Source organism: Pedobacter yulinensis, assembly GCF_003029735.1.
Taxonomy (GTDB): domain Bacteria; phylum Bacteroidota; class Bacteroidia; order Sphingobacteriales; family Sphingobacteriaceae; genus Pedobacter; species Pedobacter yulinensis.
This window is the reverse complement of record NZ_KZ686269.1, coordinates 505,165-524,379: the sequence shown is the minus strand read 5'-3', so window position 1 is coordinate 524,379 and position 19,215 is coordinate 505,165. Positions and strand designations below refer to the sequence as shown.

Below are 19,215 nucleotides of genomic sequence, written 5' to 3'. Positions count from 1 at the left end.
GCTACGGCCTCGCGATGGCAGGTCTGAGTAGATACAGTCTCTTAAATGCTTTCAAAATGTTTCATTTATTTCCATTTATGGCGGAAAATCGTGATTTTAGCCATTCCCGGCGTACACATGAAGCGTACAGGAACCCAAACTAAACCACCTTATCAAAAAACAAACAATGAAAAACACAAATGACGAACCAAGGCGTAAGTTTATCACCCGTTTCGCCGCAGGCGTAGTGGGCGCTTCGCTTTTCCCGAACATCATTACCGCAGCCGACCGAAAAAAAAATTACACGGCCATGCTGCGTGAGAAAGAACGTTACGCTGCAAATGACCAGATCCAGATCGCACTGATCGGCGCAGGTGGCATGGGTACGGCCGATGCTTCAACAGCCGTAACCGTTCCGGGTGTGAAGCTGGTCGCTGCCTGCGACCTCTACGACGGCCGCCTGCGCAGTGCAAAAAGGCATTGGGGCAATGACATCTTTACTACCCGAGACTATCGCGAAATCCTTGAACGCAGCGACATCGACGCTGTCATTATCGGAACGCCTGACTTTTGGCACAAGCAGATCTCTGTAGAGGCCATGAACAAAGGCAAATCGGTGTATTGCGAAAAACCGATGGTTCATGACATCGCTGAGGGGCCGGCAGTTGTTGAAGCGCAGCGCAAAAACCGGAAAACGGTTTACCAGGTGGGCAGCCAGGGCGTAAGCTCACTGGGCAATGAAAAAGCCAAAGCGCTGCTTAAAGATGGTGCCATTGGCAAGCTGAATTATGCGGAAGGGTTCTGGGCGCGCATGTCGCCGACCGGTGCATGGCAGTACCCGATCCCGGCAGATGCCTCGCCTGAGACTGTAGGCTGGGACACATACCTGCAAAACACAACCAAACGCAAGTTCGATCCGCTGCGTTTTTTCCGTTGGAGAAATTACCGTGACTATGGCACAGGCGTTTCGGGCGATCTGTTCGTACATCTTTTTTCCAGTCTGCATTTCATCACCAATTCAATGGGTCCTGAGCAGATCCAGGCAACCGGCGGCCTCCGTTACTGGAAAGATGGCCGTGAAGTACCCGATATTATGCTGGGTATGTTCGACTACCCTGAAAATGACCTGCACCCGGCCTTCAATTTGTCGCTCCGCGTGAACTTTGTGGACGGCACAGGCGGCACCAATTACCTGCGTATGGTAGGCAGCGAAGGTTCAATGACGGTTGAGTGGGACAAAGTAACGCTTTACCGCAACCGGAACATCGTCGATGAAAACGATCCGCTTGCTGCTGCCAATAAACAGGCATCGAACAGCGGCGGCAGTACTTATACATACTCCCGCAAACAAATGCTTGCTCCCGACCAGACGGTTTATAAAGCCGAAGAAGGTTACAAGGGCGCACACTTTGACCATTTTTACAACCTGTTCAATGCCATGCGTACCGGCGGCAAAGTTGCTGAAGATGCCTTGTTCGGTTACCGGGCGGCAGCGCCCGCACTGCTGTGCAACGACAGCTATTTTAACAAAAAGGTCATTAAGTGGAACCCGAAAGACCTTAAGGTCGTTAAATCTTAAGAACAAGCAGATGAAGAAAAAATTATGGCTGTTCCTTGCTTTCGCGACCACCCTTGGCGGCGCTGCAAGTGCGCAAAAACAAAATACATTAAGTAAAAAAGAAAAAGCTGCCGGCTGGGAACTACTTTTCAATGGGAAGGACCTGTCTGGCTGGCGCATGTTCAGAGACAAACCGGCAGATTGCTGGGAAGTTGTTGACGGCACTTTACACTGCAAAGGCAGCAAAACCGATAAGTCAGACCTGCGCGCAGACATCATTACGCAAGGGCAGTTCGGCGACTTTGAGTTCACCGCCGACTGGAAACTTGGTCCGCAGGGCAACAGCGGTATCCTGTATCGCGTGAGTGAGGATTTCGAAAGGACCTATATGAGCGGCCCGGAATACCAGCTGATCGATGACAATAATTTTCCGGGAAAGCTGGAGCCATGGCAAAAAACAGGCGCCAATTATGCGATTAACCCGCCGCTGGTGGAGGCCGCCAAACCTATTGGCCAATGGAACACAACCAAGATCATTGTCAGGAACAACCATGTTGAGCACTGGCTGAATGGCAAGCTGACCGCAGAATACACTTTTCACAGCGATGACTGGAAAAAGAAAAAGGCAGAAGGCAAATGGAAAAACACCAAAAGTTATGGCATGAGCCCGGTCGGACACATTGCCCTGCAAGACCATGGGGCGGGTGTTTGGTTCAAAAACATCAAGATCAGGAAGATTTAATATGAAAAGCGGTTGCCCCGTTCGAAACAACCAGTGATCATAAAATTAAAAAGCCTCAGTTCTGATTCAGAATTGAGGCTTTTCTTGTAACGATCTTCCTGGAATGCTACACGCCTACCACTGTTTCCTTGCGGATCGATTCATCGCAGGCAAAGGCAACTTTCAGGCTGTTGACCGCATCGGCAGTAGCTTCACTCAGGTCCAGGTCTTCTACGATGGCTTTCAGGAAATGGCGCTGCTCCCGGTTGCACAGTTCCTGGTGGTCGGGTTCATCGCTCATGTCGAACCAGGTATCTTCTGCGGCAAATTTTCCTTCGGCGTTAAGCCTAGCCGAGTGCAGTCGCAGGGACTCTGTTTTGGTGTGTGCGTCGATTTCATCAGATTTACCTTCGCTGGTTGCGTTTTTGGCCACGATAGACACGGAGCCATCCGGCCCGATCACATCTTTCACAAAAAACGCGGTCTGGCTCATCATGGGTCCCCAGCCCGCTTCATACCACCCCACTGAGCCGTCGGCAAATGTGAGCTGCAGCTGGCCGTAATTGTAGTTGTCTGCCGGCACGTCGTTGCTGAGCCTCGCGCCAATGGCATGAACCCTGACCGGATTCGAGCGCGTCATCTGACACATGACGTCGATGTAATGCACGCCGCAGTCAACGATCGGACTCAGGCTGTTCAGCAGGTTGCGGTGCACCTCCCACTGACCTGCCTGGCTTTGCTGGTTCAGGTTCATGCGCATCACGAGCGGTTTGCCCAGGCCTTGTGCAAGCTCGATAAATTTCTGCCAGGATGGGTGATAGCGTAAAATATAGCCGACAAGCAGCTTCTTCCCTGCATGACGGGCGGCTTCGGCGATGCGCAGGGCACCTTCAGGCGTGTCTGCCAGCGGCTTCTCAAGGAAGACGTGACAGCCCTGGCTGAATGCCGCAATGGCATAGGGCTCGTGCGTGTCTGGGTAGGTCGAGATACAGACCGCATCGGGCGTAGTTTCTTCGAGCGCTACAAAATAGTCGTCAAATAACGGGTAATTGGCATTTAAAGTGACATTAAGCCTTTGTTTGCTGTCGCCGCGAGCTACAAGCCCGCATATCTCGAAAGCGTCCATTTCGTGGTAGGCCCGCGCATGAGATGCACCCATATTGCCGCAGCCCACCACCAATACGCGAATTTTTTTTCCAGTTTCCATCAGCAGCAATTAAACGCCAAGGGTCCACCCCTGTCTGTATTCTCTCTTTATGTATTGATTAGCCGCCTCGAAATTCGTTACGCGGATATTCTGGCTGTCCCAGATCATTTTCAGATCGCGGCCCGGGTAGCTATACCCTTTGCCGTCTGCACGCGCTTCGCGAATGTCAAAACCGCGAATGGCCAGGTTGGCAATAAGCAGTGTTTCGGTAAGCGGGCCTGCAATTTCGAACGGCGAGCTCATCTTCATTTTGCCATAGCCGGCCAGGCAGCCTTCTACCCATTGACCATAGTGACCTTCGGCGCCGCCCGGTACACGTTCTATTGTTTTTTTGGTGCGGGCCTGGGCGGTCCGGCTGGTTGGCAGCAGTCTTGGGTTTGATCCATATACATCACAGATCATTTTACCACGCGTACCGATAAATAACACCCCGTTGTCGCCAAAACGTTCATTTGCTTCGAGTTCTGCCGGGCGCTCAGGCTTGATGCCGCCGTCCATCCAGTGCAGGGTCAGGTCGCCCTTTGTTTTCTTGGTTTTTGCATAGGTCATGACGACATGGCTCGAAGGCGGGCAGCTTTCAGGAAAGTACCCCCGTTTAAATTCATCGACATATACACTGCCGACACTGCATTGCACATCTTTCGGATACTGCAGGTCCAGGATCCTGAATGGTGGTTCGACGAGGTGGCAACCCATATCGCCCAGCGCACCGGTACCAAATTCCCACCAGCCGCGCCAGTTAAAAGGGACCAGTTTTTCAACGTAACGAAGGTCGCGCGCCGTACCGAGCCACAGGTTCCAGTCCAGCTCTTTTGGTATCTGTGCTGCGGGCTCCGGCCAGGATATTCCCTGCGGCCACAAAGGCCGGTCGGTCCAGCAGTAGACCGTTTCTACCTTTCCGATCTGACCATCGTCCAGCCACTCCTGCAGTTGCCGCACACCATCACCTGAAGCGCCCTGGTTGCCCATCTGGGTAACGACTTTGTAGCGCTGCGCAGCTTCTGTCAGCTTACGGGCCTCGTAAATGTCGTGTGTAAGGGGTTTTTGCACGTACACGTGTTTGCCCAGCTGCATGGCAGCCATGGTTTGCACAGCATGGTTGTGGTCTGGTGTGGATACAGACACGGCGTCAATGTGGCGGTGCTCCTTGTCGAGCATTTCACGGTAGTCCTTGTAGTACTTGGCCCGCGGAAAATTGCGGATGCTGTTGGCCGCGCGACGGTCATCGACATCGCAAAGAAAAGCGATATCAGCCTTTCCCGTTTTGGCGAAAGAGGCGATGTCAGACTGGCCTTTGCCACCTACACCGATGCCCGCTACCTGCAGGCGGTCGCTGGGTGCCAGGTAGCCCTTACCGCCCAGTACATGCCTGGGTACGATCATAAAACCCGCGGCAGCTACCGCCGCGTGCTTGATGAAATTTCTTCTGGAATTTTCTTGGTTCTTTGTGTGTTTTGAAGGTTTCATGGCTTTTTAAAACAGTTTGTTTCAATTTGTTGCTATTTGCTAAATTGTCGATTTTGAGCCAGACAGAAAAATAAAGTTTGATTTAACAGCGACGCCGCAGATCTCTGCATGCAGCCTACGCCCATATGCCAGGCCGAACCTGAGACTATCGCTACAGTGAGGGCCGTAGGGTCAGTGAAAACGGAACCTCTACATGGTCCGTTGAATGTTTCAGTATCAATTGCGCGGCCCGCCTGCCCAGGCTGCCGAAATCGGTCGACAGGGTGGTGATCCCGCTGGCGATGATCTTTTTAAGCGGGGTTTCATTGTAAGAGATGACGCCGACATCACGGCCCATCTCCAGGCCCTGCGCCATAACCCGCTCAACAAGCAGCACCAGGTCATCTTCCATCAGGTTAATATACACCTCTCCTTTCGCGATCGGTTCTTCGTCGAGTTTGCTGATCACACTGTGCTCAAAAGCATATTGCTGACAGAAACGGTAAAAGCCACGCAGAATTTCTACCGGAAAATAACTGCGTTTGGGGAAAATGATTTTGATCGTATGGTATTTGCTCAGCCTTTCGCGGGCCTGCTCCAGCGCGCCATAAATGTCTTTTTCGAAGTTTTCATAAACCGCCGCATACTGCCCGTCTATACCCGGCAGTTTCTTATCGAGTATAACCAGCTTGTTCTTGGGCAGTGCATTGATCAGCGCGACGGCATTTTCATCGCCATCAATGAAATGGGGAATAATGACGAGGTGTGAATAATCCTGTGCGCGGCCGGTAAGCAGCTTTTTGAACAATGCAAAATCATTGTTGTAGATATAAAAATCAACTGTTACCCCATCGCCGAGCGCTTCGATAAAAGCATCGTAAATGAGTTTTTTATGATAACTCAGTTTATTGAACAGCAGGAAAACCCGTAACTTTTGCTTGAACGCGTCGTTGCAAATGTAATAGCCCTTTCCCGGCACGGAAGCCAGGATACCGATCTTTTTCAAATACCGGTAACCCTTCTCTGCTGTATCGCGGGAAATTTCCAGCTGAAAGCTCAGCTCATTGATAGAGGGCAGCATATCGTCCTTTTTCAGCTTGCCAGACTCAATGGCAGCAACGACCGAGTTACACAACTGCATGTACTTGGGTGTGGCGCTGTAATCGTCAACGGAAAGAAATTGGATGCTCTGTTCGGGTTTCATTGCGGCGACAAGTCTGGACGAAAGATCAGGATTTTTTTTGAATGATTCAGATCAGCGGAATTTAGCGGTCTGCCGCCCGTGCATAATATTTCAAGTCTATCATGTTGCTGGGAAGCGATTTGCTATTCCAGTGGGGGTGAATGCAAACGGCCGCTCCCATGGCGGTAGCCTGGGCCATTGATGCTGCATACACCTCCTGCCCGGGAAACAAGAGGCTGATCAGGTTCATGTAGACGTCGTTCTTGCCAAAGCCTCCGTCTACAAAGATGCGGCGCACCGGCGTTTTCAATACCAGGCGCGTACTTTGTTCCTGCTGCAGCGCAATATCGATCATCAGCGCATGGTAGGCCTCGGCATCATCGCTGAAACGGCCTGGCTCTTGTCCTGTGAAAAGCGGTTCGACGGGCTGCCGGCCCGCCAGCCTAAAACGGAAGCGTTCTTCCAGGCGGCCAAGCACCTGCGGATCAAACCGCAAATGCCGGTACTTTGCCGCCGGCTGGGCAAAAAAGCCCGCGAGCCGCTTCAGTTCCTGCTCATGCTGGTAACCTGCAAATAACCGGGCAGCTTTTACCGGCTTGCCCTTATACTGGAGGTAACACAGGCAGTCCTGCTCCAGATCACCTGCTGAAAGCGGACTGTGATCGAACGGGTTAAGCGTAATGCACCAGGTGCCGGTTGAGATCAGCACGAATGGCTCCTGGAAATTGATCAGGTACGGGATCAGCGCCGAGGAGCTGTCGTGAAGTCCCGTCCCCACCTTAAGCCCGCTGCCCGGAAAAACGGCCGGGTATACCTCATCTGCGGGCACGATCGGCGCCAGTTTTTCCCTGATCCCTTCTTTTGCTACCCACGGATGGTAGCTGGCGGCTGCAAAATCCCACAAATTGGTATGACAGCCAATGCTTGTCAGGTCGCTGCAAGGTATGCCGGTAAGCAGAAAACTCATGTATTGCGGAAGATGCAGCGCATAGGCCACTTTTTCAAATACTTCTGGCCGTTCATGTTTCAGCCGGTAAAGCTGCATGCCTGAATTCAGGCTTCCAAGTACCGGCGAAGCCGTAGCCGTGGCGAATGCCGCCTGGCCGCCGTACTGCTCGTAAAACCGTTCTTTCAGCTTTTCCGGATAGGGTTTGAGGTAATTGTACAGCGGTGTAAGCGGCCTGCCCTCGTTATCCGTATAAACAAAGCTCGCCCCGTAAGTAGAAAAATTTACAGCCTTGACAGTAAACTCATTAAGCTTTCCAATCTCACGTAACGAGTCAAATACAGACAGCCGCAGGCCGTCCAGATTTTCGCAGGCATCGCCGTCTTCATCGGTTACTTCAAGGAAACGGGCAGCCCGTTCGTAAACCAGCTGGTAATCTTCATCAAAAAGCAGCAGCTTCTTGTTTGTTTTTCCAACATCAAATATGGCAACAACGGGTTTTTGCATGTTCGCAGCAGGCTTTGTAAATATTAAAGTCCGGTTGCGATCGCATCTGACCCGCGTCTGGCTGTCAGCTCATTCCGTATGCCCAGGGTACGGAACGCCCCTACCGGGTCCAGCGCCCCGTTTTCGCGCAGCCTTGCCTCTGCAACCAGCGGCCGCACATCGGTCCGGTAGGCTGCCTGCAGAATTTCCTGGCAGCGAACCGTGTCGTTTTCCTGCTGAGCGACCTGTAGTGCTGGACGGTCAACCAGCAACGCCTGCGCATATGCAATCTTGATGGCTTCTACTGACTGCAGCAGGTCTTCGATGGGGTCCTTCACATTGTGCGAAGCATCGATCATCCAGCCTATGGCCGTTGCATGGTCCATTTGCCGCTGGTCCATCCCCTCTACCAGTTCGCAGAAAATCAGAAACAACTGGTAGGGATTGATGCTTCCTACAGTCAGGTCATCATCGCCATACTTGGAGTCGTTGAAATGAAAGCCCGCCAGTTTGCCCTCCATGAGCAGCAGCGAAACGATCTGTTCAATATTCGTGTTCGGCAGGTGGTGGCCCAGATCGACCAGCGTAGCCGCTTTCGGACCAAGTTTATTGGCCAGCAGCAGCGATTGGCCCCAGTCGCCAATGGTCGTTGCGTAAAAATTGGGTTCGAAAGGTTTGTACTCGATCCACAGCTGCCAGTCTGCGGGCAACGCGGCATAGATCTCCTGCAGGCTTTCGAGCGTGTTCTGGAAGGCCCGGCGAAAATTGAGCTGTCCGGGAAAATTCGAGCCGTCAGAGAGCCAGACAGAAAGTGCTTTTGAACTCAGCGCTTCGCCCTGCCTGATTACCTCGATATTGTGCCTGACCGCCTGCTTTCGCACTGCGCTGTCTACATGGTGCAGCGACCCGAATTTATAGCTAAGCGGCTGCCCGGGCTGGTCCTGGAACGTATTCGAATTGACGGCATCAAAACGAAGGCCCCAGGCCCCGGCTTCAGCCCGTATCGCTTCGACGTCATCGGGCACGTCCCAGGGAATATGAAGTGACATGGAGCCGCCCGAACGGTTCAAAGCATGCAGCACCCCTACATCTGCTATCTTTTCGCTGAGGTTGCGCGGTTCGCCGCCACCCGAAAACCGTCCGAAACGGGTTCCGCCCGTACCAAGCGCCCAGCTCGGAATGGCTACCTGAAATTTACGCAGCTTTGCCAGCACATCGGCTGTTGAACTGAGCTGGCCCGCGAGAAATTCAAAACGATGACGGTGCGCAGCCAGCTGACGCTCGTTCAGGGATTGTATCTTTTCTGTGAGTTGCATGTCTTCTCCTTGTTTAACGTGTAAAAGCCATGGCTACGCCGCCATCAACGTTGAGCGCGTTCCCGGTCGATTTGCTCATAAGCCCGCCTACGAATACAAAACAGGCATTGGCAATATCTTCCGGAAGAATGGTTTTGTTGAGCAAGGTACGTTTTGCATAGTATGCCGGCAACTCTTCTACACTGATTCCGTAAGCTTTTGCCCGGCCTTCGGCCCAGCCGCCCGCCCAGATGTTGGAGTCGGCAATAACGGCGTCAGGATTAACAGCGTTTACACGGATCCCATCGGGACCCAGTTCTGCGGCCAGAAGTCTGCTCAGGTGAGCCTGCGCCGCTTTGGCCGAGCCGTAGCCTGCGTTGTTGGGACCGGCAACAATAGCATTCTTGGATACGATATTCAAAATATCCCCGCCGGTTTGCTGTTTGCGCATACAGGCCACAACTGCTTTTGACACCATAAACTGTCCTTTAACCAGGATGTCGTACAGGCGGTCCCATTCTTCGATCGTGTGCTCGGCAACAGAACGGGAGATACTGATGCCCGCATTGTTGACCAGGATGTCGACACCGCCAAAAGTCAATGCGGCCGTCTCCAATGCCACGTCGATGCTGGCCTGGTCTGTTACGTTGAGCGGCGATGCTGCTACGGCGTCGGCACCGAACAGACTTCTGAATAAGCCGGCTGTTTCAGCAATCCTTTCTTCGTCTATATCGTTGATCAGAACACAGGCACCTTCTTCAGCAAACTTGCGCGCAATGGCGCGCCCTATACCGCCTCCGCTTCCGGTTACAAGCGCCACGCGGCCTGTTAAAGGCTTTGGCCTGGGCAGTCGCTGCAGTTTTGCTTCCTCCAACAGCCAGTATTCAATATCAAAAGCTTCCTGCCTGGGTAATGCCGTATAGGCCGAAATGGCTTCTGCGCCGCGCATCACATTGATGGCGTTGGCATAGAATTCTGCGGCAACCCGGGCGGTCTGTTTGTCTTTAGCAAAACTGAACATGCCTACCCCAGGGTAAAGAATGATGACGGGATTTGCGTCGCGCATCGCAGGGCTGTTGTCATGACGGCAGCTTGCATAATACCCTGCATACATTTCGCGGTAGGCCTTGAATGCCGGCAGCAATTCCTCGTGCAGGGTTTCGCGCGAGAGGTCGGCGTCTGCAGGGAGGTCGAGCACGAGCGGGCTGATCTTAGTACGTAAAAAGTGATCCGGGCAACTCGTTCCCATGGGCGCCAGCCGCCCGAGATCGTTTGAATTGATAAATTCAAGTACCCGGGCCTCATCGGTAAAATGCCCGATCATGGGCTGTGCCGATGAACAGAGGCCGCGCAACACAGGTGCCAGTGCAGCTGCCTGTTTGAGCCGGAGGTCTGATGGGAGGCTGTTGAGCTTTTGCCCCCCGAAAACCGGCCGGCGTTTACCCAGGCTGCCCTCTATATAGGCTGCACACGCCTCAATAACCTCAAGCGTATTCAGATAACTCTCGTATGCCGAGTCGCCCCAGGTGAAAAGGCCGTGCGAACCAAGCATAATGCCCCTGATGCCAGGGTTAGCGGCCAGGCAGGCCCGCAGCTGCAGGCCGAGGTCGAAGCCGGGTCGCTGCCAGGGCACCCAGCCAATGGTTCCCCCAAAAAGCTCTTTGGTCAGGCGTTCGCCATCTTCGGCTGCCGCAATGGCAATGGCCGCATCGGGATGAAGGTGGTCAATGTGCCTGAACGGTAGAAACGCGTGCAAAGGTGTATCGATAGAAGGCGCTTTTGAGTCGAGGTCAAAAATACAGTGGTTAAACAGTCCCACCATTTCGTCCTCCTGTTCAATGCCCCGGTAACGGCTTTCCAGGCTATGCAGCCTGTTCAGGTAGAGTGCTGCAAGTCCGCTTTTTTTCAGGGTACCAAGGTCTCCGCCCGATCCCTTCACCCACATGACCGGTGTCGGCTCGCCGGTCAGGGGATCGGGAGCTGTAACCTTGCATGATGTATTACCCCCGCCGTAATTGGTGAGTCGCAGGTCTGCGCCAAGCAGGTTGGACCGGTAAATCAGCAAACCGACCTCATCCCCCCCAAGCCGGGCAGCTTCCGCATCATCCCATAGATAACTTACATGTTTAAAGCGATTTAAATTTGGAGACATATTTTATCTGTTTATCTTATTTTATTGAATTTCCATAGCCAACCACAAGGACTGACAAAATGATGAGCGTAATGCCCGCGCTAACCGTGAGGTAGGTTTTGCGCGACACGCCGCGCCACTCGCGTAAAACAATGCCCCATAAGTTTGCGATCAGGATAATGAAGGCCATGTGTAAAATCCAGGAGCTGGCGCCATTGCCAAGTTTGCTTTCGCCCATACCGTAAAAGAAAAACTGCAGGAACCAGGTTGTACCGGCCAGTGCAGAGAACATATAGTTGCGCAGCAAGGGTGTTTTACGATTGCTGTAATCGCCAAATGTCTTGTTTCTGAAGTTGAGAATAAGGCACCACACCAGGTTGGTGGTCAGGCCTCCCCATAACACGATGACATAGGTGACATTGTTCTGGAACAGGAATTCGCCCGCACCCGGGTTTAAGCCTTTCCACCAGTTGTTTGCCTCATTGGCCATCTGTTTGCCGGCATCAATACCGAAGGCAAAACATGCACTGAGCAAACCGGAAATGATGGCAACAGTTAAGCCTAGTCCGATCTTAAACTCGGCGTTTTGGCTGCCGCCGGATGTGGCGAGCTCGCGGTCTTTCATGGCGCCCGCTTTGCCGCATACAATGATACCGAGCACACAGATGGCCAGCCCCGCCAGCACAAGCTGACCCCAGCTGCTGCTCAGCATGGCCGAGAAGCTGTCTTTGCCGGCCTGCGGGTAAAAATCGTAATAGATCGACGGAACCAGGGCGCCGAAAACCGAACAAAGACCGAGAATGATGGAACTGCCCAGTGCAACGCCCAGGTAACGAACGCCAAGGCCATAGGTTAGACCGCCTATGCCCCAAAGCAGGCCAAAAATATAGGTAGGCACCAGCACTGCCGCCGGCGTATGGCCTATGATCGCAGTAAAATCAGGAATGGTAAGCCAGGCAGCCAGGGGTGGGACGATGAGCCAGGAAAAAAGACCGCCAACGATCCAGTAACTTTCCCAGGCCCAGCCCTTAACCTTCTTATAGGGAATATAAAAACTCCCCGAGGCGAAACCACCGATAAAGTGAAAAACAACACCTAAAATAGCTTGCATAGGTTATATAAATGGTTAAAACGAATATAACCGCTTTACAACCTGCCGCCATCATGTACCGTCATGGGTTTTGTACGAATGCCTGGCTCAACGTTTTACGGTAGGCCCATCGACCACCAGCTTTCCTTTTTTATCAATACGCATTTTATCAATGAATACCAGGCGTTTATGACCGGTTTCAGGCGTGCGCCCATGGTATACACAATACATGGTGCGGCCGTCCGCCGCCCACGTAACGCTATTGTGACCAGTGCCGCTGACTTGTCCATTTTTTTGCAGTACCGGGTTGTCTGGCGATTTTTTAAATAAACCAAGCGGACTTTTTCCGGTTGCATAGCCCACAGCGTAGTTCTCGCCATCAAAATTGTTGGCCGAATACATCATGTAGTAAAGGTTCTTGTGTTTGAAAATGTAAGAACCCTCTGTCCAGCGGCGGTTTGCTTCGCGCGAAGTCACCGACCTGCTTTCCCAGGCGGTAGCGGGATCATTTTTTACCGGCGGCCTGAGCAGCAGCACGGGTTCGCCAATGGTGCCGCTAAAATCGGGCTTCAGCTCTACACCGTATACCCAGCTCTCTTCCACCTCATTGTACCAGCCTTTGGCTTTTGCCCAGGCTGCGACCTCGCTCTCTACCGGATGTTTGTAACAGCAGCGGGAATAGTACAGGTATACCCGCCCCTTGTCGAACAACACGTTTGCGTCAATTATCGGGTAGCCCGGATCAAACACGGGCCTATCATTCAGATCAGTAAAGGGACCGGTTGGTTTGTCTGAAACCGCCACCCCGATCCTGAAGTTTTCTTTTTCGTTGGTGGGATTATGTTTCCATTGGGCGCTGTAAAAAAGGTAGTATTTGTTCTCAACTTTATAGACCTCCGGCGCCCAGAATGCCCCGTTACCCCAGCCATTTTTATTATCATGAAAATACACCTGGCCTTCAGGTTTCCAATTCTTCAAGTCGCGGGAAGAATAAGCCGAAAAGCCCTGCTTCGCACCGCCCCCGGTTCCGTACATGTAATATGTACCGGAGCCGTCATGCAATACGTACGGGTCGCCAAAAGCAACTGGCAAAGGATTGTTACTGGATTGCGCCTGCACCGCCGGTATTGTCGTAGCAGACAAAGCAAACACGCAGAACGCCGTATAAATTATATGCTTAAAACTCTTCATATCAATTCTTAATGCGATTTATCTATTGAAAACCTGTAACTGGAACGGTGCGCATAGCGTTTACCCGGGTTCAGCACAGTCGTGGGGAAATCCGGGCGGTTTGGCGCGTCTGGAAAGTGCTGCGGCTCCAGTGCCAGTCCGCCGCGGTATACATCTCTCGCGCCCGAACGTAACTCCGTCCTGCCCTGAAAGAAATTACCGCTGTAAAACTGCATACCCGGCTGGTCTGTCCAGATCGACATCACCACCCCGCTTTTATCGCCGGTTAGCCGCAGCGCTGGCTGCGAGCCTGTCATGACTTTTTTGCTGAGTACAAAGTTATGGTCGTAGCCCTGGCCGTACCTGAGCTGTTCATTTTCTGCGTCGATATCAGTGCCTATGGTTTTTTCGGCCGTAAAATCGAAAGGCGTACCGGTCACGGTTGCAATGGGCCCGTCAGGAATTAGGTCCTTGTTAACCGGCGTGTAGGCTGCTGCGTTCATCCAGAGCTTATGTGCCATGGCATCACCTGAGCCATTCAGGTTGAAATAACTGTGGTTGGTCAGGTTCAGCACTGTGGCCTGGTCTGTAGTGGCATAATAAACGACATCAAGCCTGTTGTCATGGCCAACTTTGTAAACGATGGTCACGCGAAGCGTGCCCGGATAACCTTCTTCCCCATCAGGCGAAACATAACTGAGTTCGACCGTGCGGCTGTCGGTTTTTCGCGCTTGCCAATACACATCGCTAAAGCCTTTCCTGCCGCCATGCAACGAGTTGGGGCCATTGTTCCGGCTAAGCGTGTAAGTCCTACCGCCAAGGCTGAAAATGCCCTTGGCGATGCGGTTGCCAAAACGTCCCACCACCGGCCCGTAGTACTTGGCTTTTGGCTGCGTATATTCTTCAGGTGTATTAAACCCAAGTACCACGTCTACAGGCCTGCCATCTTTTCCCGGCACCACCAGGCTTGTGATGCGTGCGCCGAAATTGCAGATCGTGACAGACATGCCGCGCTTATTTCCGATCGTCAGGAAATAGGGTTTTTGAGCCGAAGAGCTGCTGCTACTAGCTTGTGCGCGTACGGCGGTGCCGACTGCCAGCAAGAAAACGAAAATGTAGAGCTGTTTCATGTTGTGTTATTTTTCGCCCGATGGCCTCGCGAGAGGCTGACCTGCGGGTACCGGCTGGCCAAACACCGGTTGGCCCGATTTGTCCCAGGTAAAGGGCTGCAGGCGCAGGTCCCGGTTCCAGTTGTGTCTTTCATCAAGTTTAGCATGGTAAAATATCCACCATTCTTTCCCGTCGGGAGATGTCGTGAAACTCGCATGCCCCGGGCCCGGCACCTGGGCAGTACCCCGGAATACCGGCCCCTTTTTGATCCAGTTGCTTTTATTCAGCGGCGAAAGGTTTTCATTTTTGAGCATCAGCTGGCCCAGTCGGTAATCTTTGGTCCAGGATTCGCGCGTGGAATAAATGATAAAGGTCTTCCCCTTGCGCTGCAGAAACTGAGGCCCTTCGTTGAGGTCAAGCGTCCCGCCTGTTTCCCACTCTTCTTCCGGACGTGATATTTCGACCCGCGGCGAGCTAATGGTCCAGGGATTGGTCATCGAGGCAATGTAAAGCCGCTGGCTCGTCTTATCTGTAGCTGCATTGCGTTCCCACCCAGACCATACTGCATAAAGTTTTCCTTTAATATTTGCAACGGTAAGATCTATAGCCCAGATCGTTTTGACGTAATCACGCTCATCAATTCCTGTACGCAATATACCTTTGTCTGTATAAGCGCCTTGCGGATCGTCGGTAACAGATTCAAGCACACCCGAACGCTGGTTGATGTAAGGAGGTCCCGATTTCCCGGCAGCATAATAGATGTACCAGCGGTTACCGATGCGGTGCAGTTCTGGTGCCCAGATGCAGTCACGGTTCCAGCCGCTTTCAGGAGCCTGCCAGACGGTGACCCTTTTGCCCGGCTCGGTCAGGCTGGCCGATTTGCTTACGGTAATTCCCGGCCGGCGGCCATTGCCCCCGCCGGTGGCCAGGCAAACATAATACTGGTTACCATCGCGAATTACCCAGGGGTCAGCCCCTTTGGCAATGGGATTTTTGAATGTGCTGCTGCCAGCCGCAGCGGCTGGCGGATTGTTCCTGGATGCACAGGATAAAAAGAGTGCTGCAAGCAGGAATAAAGGTAAAATTCTCATGGTCAGGTTAACGGTTGTTTGTGTGCTGCCGTAAATATAACATTTCTGTCATTGACGCAGCCGGTCTTCGGCAGTGACTTTGCGCCAGTCTGCCAGTTTCTTTTTCAGAATGGCCAGACGTCCTGGTTCGCGGGCGGCCAGGTTGTGCTGTTCTGACCGGTCTTTTGCCAGGTTATACAGCTCATCGTGCCGGTCGTCGTAAAACTCGATCAGCTTCCAGTCGCCCAGGCGAACACTGCCCGCAGACCGCCCGCCAAGGAAATGCGGCTTATCAAGCGGATAGTACCAGTAAAAAGGTCGCTCGGGCTGCTTCAGCGAAGGGTTGCGTAGCAGGCCGGCAACCGACATTCCGTCAAACTGCTGGTTATTCGGGCTTGCTGAAACCAGCTCCATCAGGGTCGGGTAAAAGTCAATCGTACTCACGGGCGCTGGGATAATCGAAGCTTTCGGAAACAGCTTAGGGTTCCAGATCAGGAAGGGTTCAGTGACGCCGCCTTCATACAACATGCTTTTGCCGCCGCGCAGCGGGCGGTTGCTGGTAATGGTGGTCTCGCCTCCGTTATCGCTGGTAAAAATAACGATGGTGTTTTTATCAATACCCAGCTTCTTCAGTTTCTCCATGATCATTCCGACGCCCTGATCGACCACATACAGCTGCGCGGCCAGGTGCGGATTGTTATGTTTTGCACGGGAGTCGGCAGGCCAGCGCCTGTAAACATCGCCTGTCGGGTTCTCTTTTGTAGCGGGAGCTGTGCCGGCACCTTTTTTATTTTTAAAATGCCTGACCAGCTCAGGTTTGCCATGAACCGTTGTATGAACCGCATAATGACTCAGATAAAGAAAGAAAGGCTGTTTCTGGTGGCGGTCAATGAAATCTAGCGCCTCCTGGTTCTGCCGGTCAGTAATGTATTCATGATCTCCGGGCAGGCGTTTCTGAATGTCCTTATTGAACAGGTACGGATGAAAATACCAGCCTTCTGCAATGCCTTCATTCTCGCTGACCAGTACTTCGTCAAAACCATGCTGGTCGGGGAGCGTCTCTTCGGGTGCTCCTGCCCGTACGTATCCTGAAAGATGCCATTTGCCCACAATGCCTGTTCGGTAACCATTTGCCCGGAACATTTCAGCGAGCGTGGTTTCGGCGGTATCAAGGTGTTTGCCCGCATTGGGCCGGAGGTAATCGGTTATATCAAGCCTGGCCGGGTGTTTCCCGGTCATCAAAGCAGCCCGATAGGGCGAACATACCGGAGCGGCGGCATAACAGTTGGTCAGGCGCAGGCCGGTCGCCGCCATCCTGTCCAGGTTAGGCGTTTCATTAAAGGTATTGCCGTAGCAGCCCAGTTCGGCGTAGCCAAGGTCATCGGCAAGTATATAGATCACGTTATACCGGGGTACAGCCAGGTGTCGCACCTGCTGCTGCCTGAATGCCTGCATGCTCAGCACTAATGCCGCACAAGAGACGAGGCCTGCAAAAAAAATAAAGCGTTTCGTTTTCATCGTTTCCAGGGTTTAATTGCTTTGCGGCTTGTCATTACTAAGGCTAAAACTGTACAGGCCATAGTCGAACGCAGAATCTGCCGTTACGTCTGTCAGGACTACCGCCAGCCGGTTTTTACCGGCACGGAGCAGGTGGCTGTAATCGCCCAGGTTCAGCTCGTCATAGTGCCGCTTGGTGAGTATGGTCTTGTCGCAAACTAACATTCCGTTCAGGAAAATCTTCAGGTGGCCCTGGGCATAGATCTTCATGGCGGGTCGCTGCCCGGGGCGGCTGTCAAAATCGGCAACCGACCAGATGCGCTGGCCCTTAAGCAGTTTTACCGGTGCCTGTTCTGCCCTGAAGAGGGATGCTTCAGTTCCGGCAGTCAGCCAGCCGGCGGCTGGTTGTTCGCGGCTCAAGCGCATCTGCGCGGGCGCTTCCTCCCCATCGCGAACCAGCCAGACCGGAGCGGCGTAAGATTTAAAAAGATCCGCATGCAGCGATGCGGCCAGGCCTGTATCTAATTTAAGCACCTTCCGGTCATAAGTAAGCAGGCCATTGACTTCAGCTTCCACATCGCTGGTCTGGGTATAGATTGCAGCCGAAAGACCCCTGGCTATCAACGGATAGACGTTTTTAATGACAGATGCATACGCTTTCGTGAAGTCTGCCTGACTGGCAAAATTGCGGTATCCCCAGTTTTTTTTCCGGGCGTCCCAGAGGTGCCCGGATAAAGGCCAGCCCAGCCCGCCGAACTCGCCGAGCACCAGCGCGCGTCCAGGATTCTGGCTCCCCGGTTCCATCGAGGGACCCGGATACTGGTGCGCATCGTACATATCACCAATGTTGCGGTCTGTCCAGCCGCTGGCCGCATTTACCAGCCTGGTGGAATCATAACTTTTTGTCCATCGTGCAATGCGCTCCGTATCGTATTGTCCCCAACCTTCATTGAACGGAACCCAGGCTACAATCGAAGAGAAAAAACGCAGGTTATCGATAATTGCCTTCCACTCAGCCTCGTATAAAGCGGCAGAAAGTGAAGGTCTTTCCCAGTCTTTGGCAGCATCGAATTTCACATGCTGTTCAGGATGATGCAAACCGAGAAAGCCACTGGGCATGTCCTGCCAGACCAATAAACCCATTTGATCTGCATGGTAGTAAAACCGGGAAGGCTCAACCTTGATGTGTTTCCTGATCAGGTTAAAACCGAGCGCTTTGATTACCTGCATATCGTACCGGAGGGCCTCATCACTGGGTGGCGTAAGCAGGCTCTCCGGCCACCAGCCCTGATCCAGCACCCCCCATTGAAAAATGGCCTGGTTGTTCAACAGGATCCGCACCTGCCCGGCCTGGTCGGGGCCAAGGCTGATCTTGCGCATGGCAAAATAAGAACGGAAGGTGTCCAGCACCCGCTCCCTGCGTTTTAACGTAGCCGTAACCTGGTACAGCGCCGGGTCAGCAGGGCGCCATAAATGTGCATTTTTCAGCGAAATGCTCAGCCTGGGTTGGTAAGCCACAGACCGGCTTTGAATCAATTTATCTTTAAAGTAAATCTTAATATCAAAAAATTCATTTCCCTGTAAATTAGCTACATGTGTATGGAATGAAATGACTGACCGGTCTATATCTGCCTCTGGCAGAAAGGCCGTAACATGCGTTTGCGACACGGGCTCGACCCAGACCGTTTGCCAGATCCCGGAAACGGCGGTGTACCAGAAGCCTTCGGGGCGCAGGCTTTGTTTACCACGCGGCTGTATGTCGCTGTCTGTGGGGTCTGAGACTTTCAGTATAATTTCCTGCTCGCCGGCGGTAAGCCATGGACTGATGTCGAAGGTGAATGGATCGGCGCTGCCGGTGTGCACACCCGCCTGGCTGCCGTTTATGTATACCGTACACTGATAGTCGACTGCACCAAAATGCAGCAGCAGCCGTTTACCTGCCCAGTCTTCGGGCAACCGCAGCCGGCGACGGTACCAGAGGTATTGGTTGGGCTGCAGTGCCGTGCCCACACCAGACAGACTTGATTCTATGGCATAAGGAACCAGGATGTTGCCCGACCATTGTTCCGGCTTAGATGCTCCCCTGCCGGTAATCGCGTAATCCCATAGCCCGTTCAGGTTCAGCCAGGAAGACCGTACCAGTTGCGGCCGGGGATATTCCCGCCAGGCGTTTTCCGGGCGCACGCCTGCTGCCCACCTGCTGGCAATCCGTTGGCCGGCCGGCTTCCACTGGGCACTGGCAGTAGCCGAGGCCAGCAGGAAAGACAATATAATGAAGGCTTTAAAAGCTTGCATAGGCGCGATCGGTTGCTTGGTTCCTGCAATA

The 19,215-nt window shown here is 53.0% G+C and carries 14 protein-coding genes; 2 read left to right on the top strand and 12 right to left on the bottom strand.

Annotation, left to right across the window (positions count from 1 at the left end; translation table 11 throughout):
- The first annotated feature begins 166 nt into the window (after window positions 1-166).
- Window positions 167-1,558 carry a Gfo/Idh/MocA family protein gene (locus tag C7T94_RS09635; RefSeq protein ID WP_107215142.1) on the top strand — a complete coding sequence of 464 codons (1,392 nt, stop codon included), beginning with the start codon at window positions 167-169 and terminating at the stop codon, window positions 1,556-1,558.
- Window positions 1,559-1,568: 10 nt separating this feature from the next.
- Window positions 1,569-2,279 (top strand): 3-keto-disaccharide hydrolase, encoded by a 711-nt coding sequence (locus tag C7T94_RS09630; RefSeq protein WP_107215141.1) that lies wholly within the window; start codon window positions 1,569-1,571, stop codon window positions 2,277-2,279.
- Between the two features lie 106 nt (window positions 2,280-2,385).
- Here the strand turns inward: C7T94_RS09630 and C7T94_RS09625 are convergent, their stop codons facing one another.
- The 12 genes from C7T94_RS09625 to C7T94_RS09570 form a co-directional block, all read right to left on the bottom strand.
- Window positions 2,386-3,465: a Gfo/Idh/MocA family protein gene (locus C7T94_RS09625; RefSeq protein WP_107215140.1), complete on the bottom strand. Its 1,080-nt coding sequence runs from the start codon at window positions 3,463-3,465 to the stop codon at window positions 2,386-2,388.
- A gap of 9 nt (window positions 3,466-3,474) precedes the next feature.
- Window positions 3,475-4,932: a Gfo/Idh/MocA family protein gene (locus tag C7T94_RS09620; RefSeq protein ID WP_107215139.1), complete on the bottom strand. Its 1,458-nt coding sequence runs from the start codon at window positions 4,930-4,932 to the stop codon at window positions 3,475-3,477.
- 151 nt (window positions 4,933-5,083) lie between these two features.
- Window positions 5,084-6,115 carry a GntR family transcriptional regulator gene (locus C7T94_RS09615; RefSeq protein WP_107215138.1) on the bottom strand — a complete coding sequence of 344 codons (1,032 nt, stop codon included), beginning with the start codon at window positions 6,113-6,115 and terminating at the stop codon, window positions 5,084-5,086.
- A gap of 61 nt (window positions 6,116-6,176) precedes the next feature.
- Window positions 6,177-7,547 carry an FGGY-family carbohydrate kinase gene (locus tag C7T94_RS09610; RefSeq protein WP_107215137.1) on the bottom strand — a complete coding sequence of 457 codons (1,371 nt, stop codon included), beginning with the start codon at window positions 7,545-7,547 and terminating at the stop codon, window positions 6,177-6,179.
- A 23-nt stretch (window positions 7,548-7,570) separates the two neighbouring features.
- The gene (locus C7T94_RS09605; RefSeq protein WP_107215136.1) at window positions 7,571-8,842 is read right to left on the bottom strand and encodes a sugar isomerase; all 1,272 of its coding nucleotides are present in this window, start codon (window positions 8,840-8,842) and stop codon (window positions 7,571-7,573) included.
- 13 nt (window positions 8,843-8,855) lie between these two features.
- A complete protein-coding gene (locus C7T94_RS09600; RefSeq protein ID WP_107215135.1) occupies window positions 8,856-10,973 on the bottom strand; it encodes a bifunctional aldolase/short-chain dehydrogenase in 2,118 nt (705 codons plus the stop codon).
- A gap of 16 nt (window positions 10,974-10,989) precedes the next feature.
- On the bottom strand, window positions 10,990-12,063 hold the full coding sequence (rhaT, locus tag C7T94_RS09595) for an L-rhamnose/proton symporter RhaT (RefSeq protein ID WP_107215134.1): 1,074 nt from the start codon (window positions 12,061-12,063) through the stop codon (window positions 10,990-10,992).
- Window positions 12,064-12,150: 87 nt separating this feature from the next.
- Window positions 12,151-13,233, bottom strand: a complete 1,083-nt coding sequence (locus tag C7T94_RS09590; RefSeq protein WP_107215133.1) for a glycoside hydrolase family 43 protein — start codon at window positions 13,231-13,233, stop codon at window positions 12,151-12,153.
- An 8-nt stretch (window positions 13,234-13,241) separates the two neighbouring features.
- Complete coding sequence (locus tag C7T94_RS09585; RefSeq protein WP_107215132.1) at window positions 13,242-14,342, bottom strand: aldose epimerase family protein; 1,101 nt, start codon at window positions 14,340-14,342, stop codon at window positions 13,242-13,244.
- A 6-nt stretch (window positions 14,343-14,348) separates the two neighbouring features.
- Window positions 14,349-15,413, bottom strand: a complete 1,065-nt coding sequence (locus C7T94_RS09580) for a glycoside hydrolase family 43 protein (RefSeq protein WP_107215131.1) — start codon at window positions 15,411-15,413, stop codon at window positions 14,349-14,351.
- A 48-nt stretch (window positions 15,414-15,461) separates the two neighbouring features.
- Window positions 15,462-16,910 (bottom strand): sulfatase, encoded by a 1,449-nt coding sequence (locus tag C7T94_RS09575; RefSeq protein ID WP_107215130.1) that lies wholly within the window; start codon window positions 16,908-16,910, stop codon window positions 15,462-15,464.
- Window positions 16,911-16,922: 12 nt separating this feature from the next.
- Window positions 16,923-19,184: a glycoside hydrolase family 2 protein gene (locus tag C7T94_RS09570; protein WP_162618640.1), complete on the bottom strand. Its 2,262-nt coding sequence runs from the start codon at window positions 19,182-19,184 to the stop codon at window positions 16,923-16,925.
- Between the last annotated feature and the right edge of the window lie 31 nt (window positions 19,185-19,215).

Bases quoted from the DNA above. Each gene is read 5' to 3' on its own strand.
- C7T94_RS09635 (WP_107215142.1), top strand. From the start codon at position 167: ATGAAAAACACAAATGACGAACCAAGGCGTAAGTTTATCACCCGTTTC.
- C7T94_RS09630 (WP_107215141.1), top strand. From the start codon at position 1,569: ATGAAGAAAAAATTATGGCTGTTCCTTGCTTTCGCGACCACCCTTGGC.
- C7T94_RS09625 (WP_107215140.1), bottom strand. From the start codon at position 3,465: ATGGAAACTGGAAAAAAAATTCGCGTATTGGTGGTGGGCTGCGGCAAT.
- C7T94_RS09620 (WP_107215139.1), bottom strand. From the start codon at position 4,932: ATGAAACCTTCAAAACACACAAAGAACCAAGAAAATTCCAGAAGAAAT.
- C7T94_RS09615 (WP_107215138.1), bottom strand. From the start codon at position 6,115: ATGAAACCCGAACAGAGCATCCAATTTCTTTCCGTTGACGATTACAGC.
- C7T94_RS09610 (WP_107215137.1), bottom strand. From the start codon at position 7,547: ATGCAAAAACCCGTTGTTGCCATATTTGATGTTGGAAAAACAAACAAG.
- C7T94_RS09605 (WP_107215136.1), bottom strand. From the start codon at position 8,842: ATGCAACTCACAGAAAAGATACAATCCCTGAACGAGCGTCAGCTGGCT.
- C7T94_RS09600 (WP_107215135.1), bottom strand. From the start codon at position 10,973: ATGTCTCCAAATTTAAATCGCTTTAAACATGTAAGTTATCTATGGGAT.
- rhaT (WP_107215134.1), bottom strand. From the start codon at position 12,063: ATGCAAGCTATTTTAGGTGTTGTTTTTCACTTTATCGGTGGTTTCGCC.
- C7T94_RS09590 (WP_107215133.1), bottom strand. From the start codon at position 13,233: ATGAAGAGTTTTAAGCATATAATTTATACGGCGTTCTGCGTGTTTGCT.
- C7T94_RS09585 (WP_107215132.1), bottom strand. From the start codon at position 14,342: ATGAAACAGCTCTACATTTTCGTTTTCTTGCTGGCAGTCGGCACCGCC.
- C7T94_RS09580 (WP_107215131.1), bottom strand. From the start codon at position 15,413: ATGAGAATTTTACCTTTATTCCTGCTTGCAGCACTCTTTTTATCCTGT.
- C7T94_RS09575 (WP_107215130.1), bottom strand. From the start codon at position 16,910: ATGAAAACGAAACGCTTTATTTTTTTTGCAGGCCTCGTCTCTTGTGCG.
- C7T94_RS09570 (WP_162618640.1), bottom strand. From the start codon at position 19,184: ATGCAAGCTTTTAAAGCCTTCATTATATTGTCTTTCCTGCTGGCCTCG.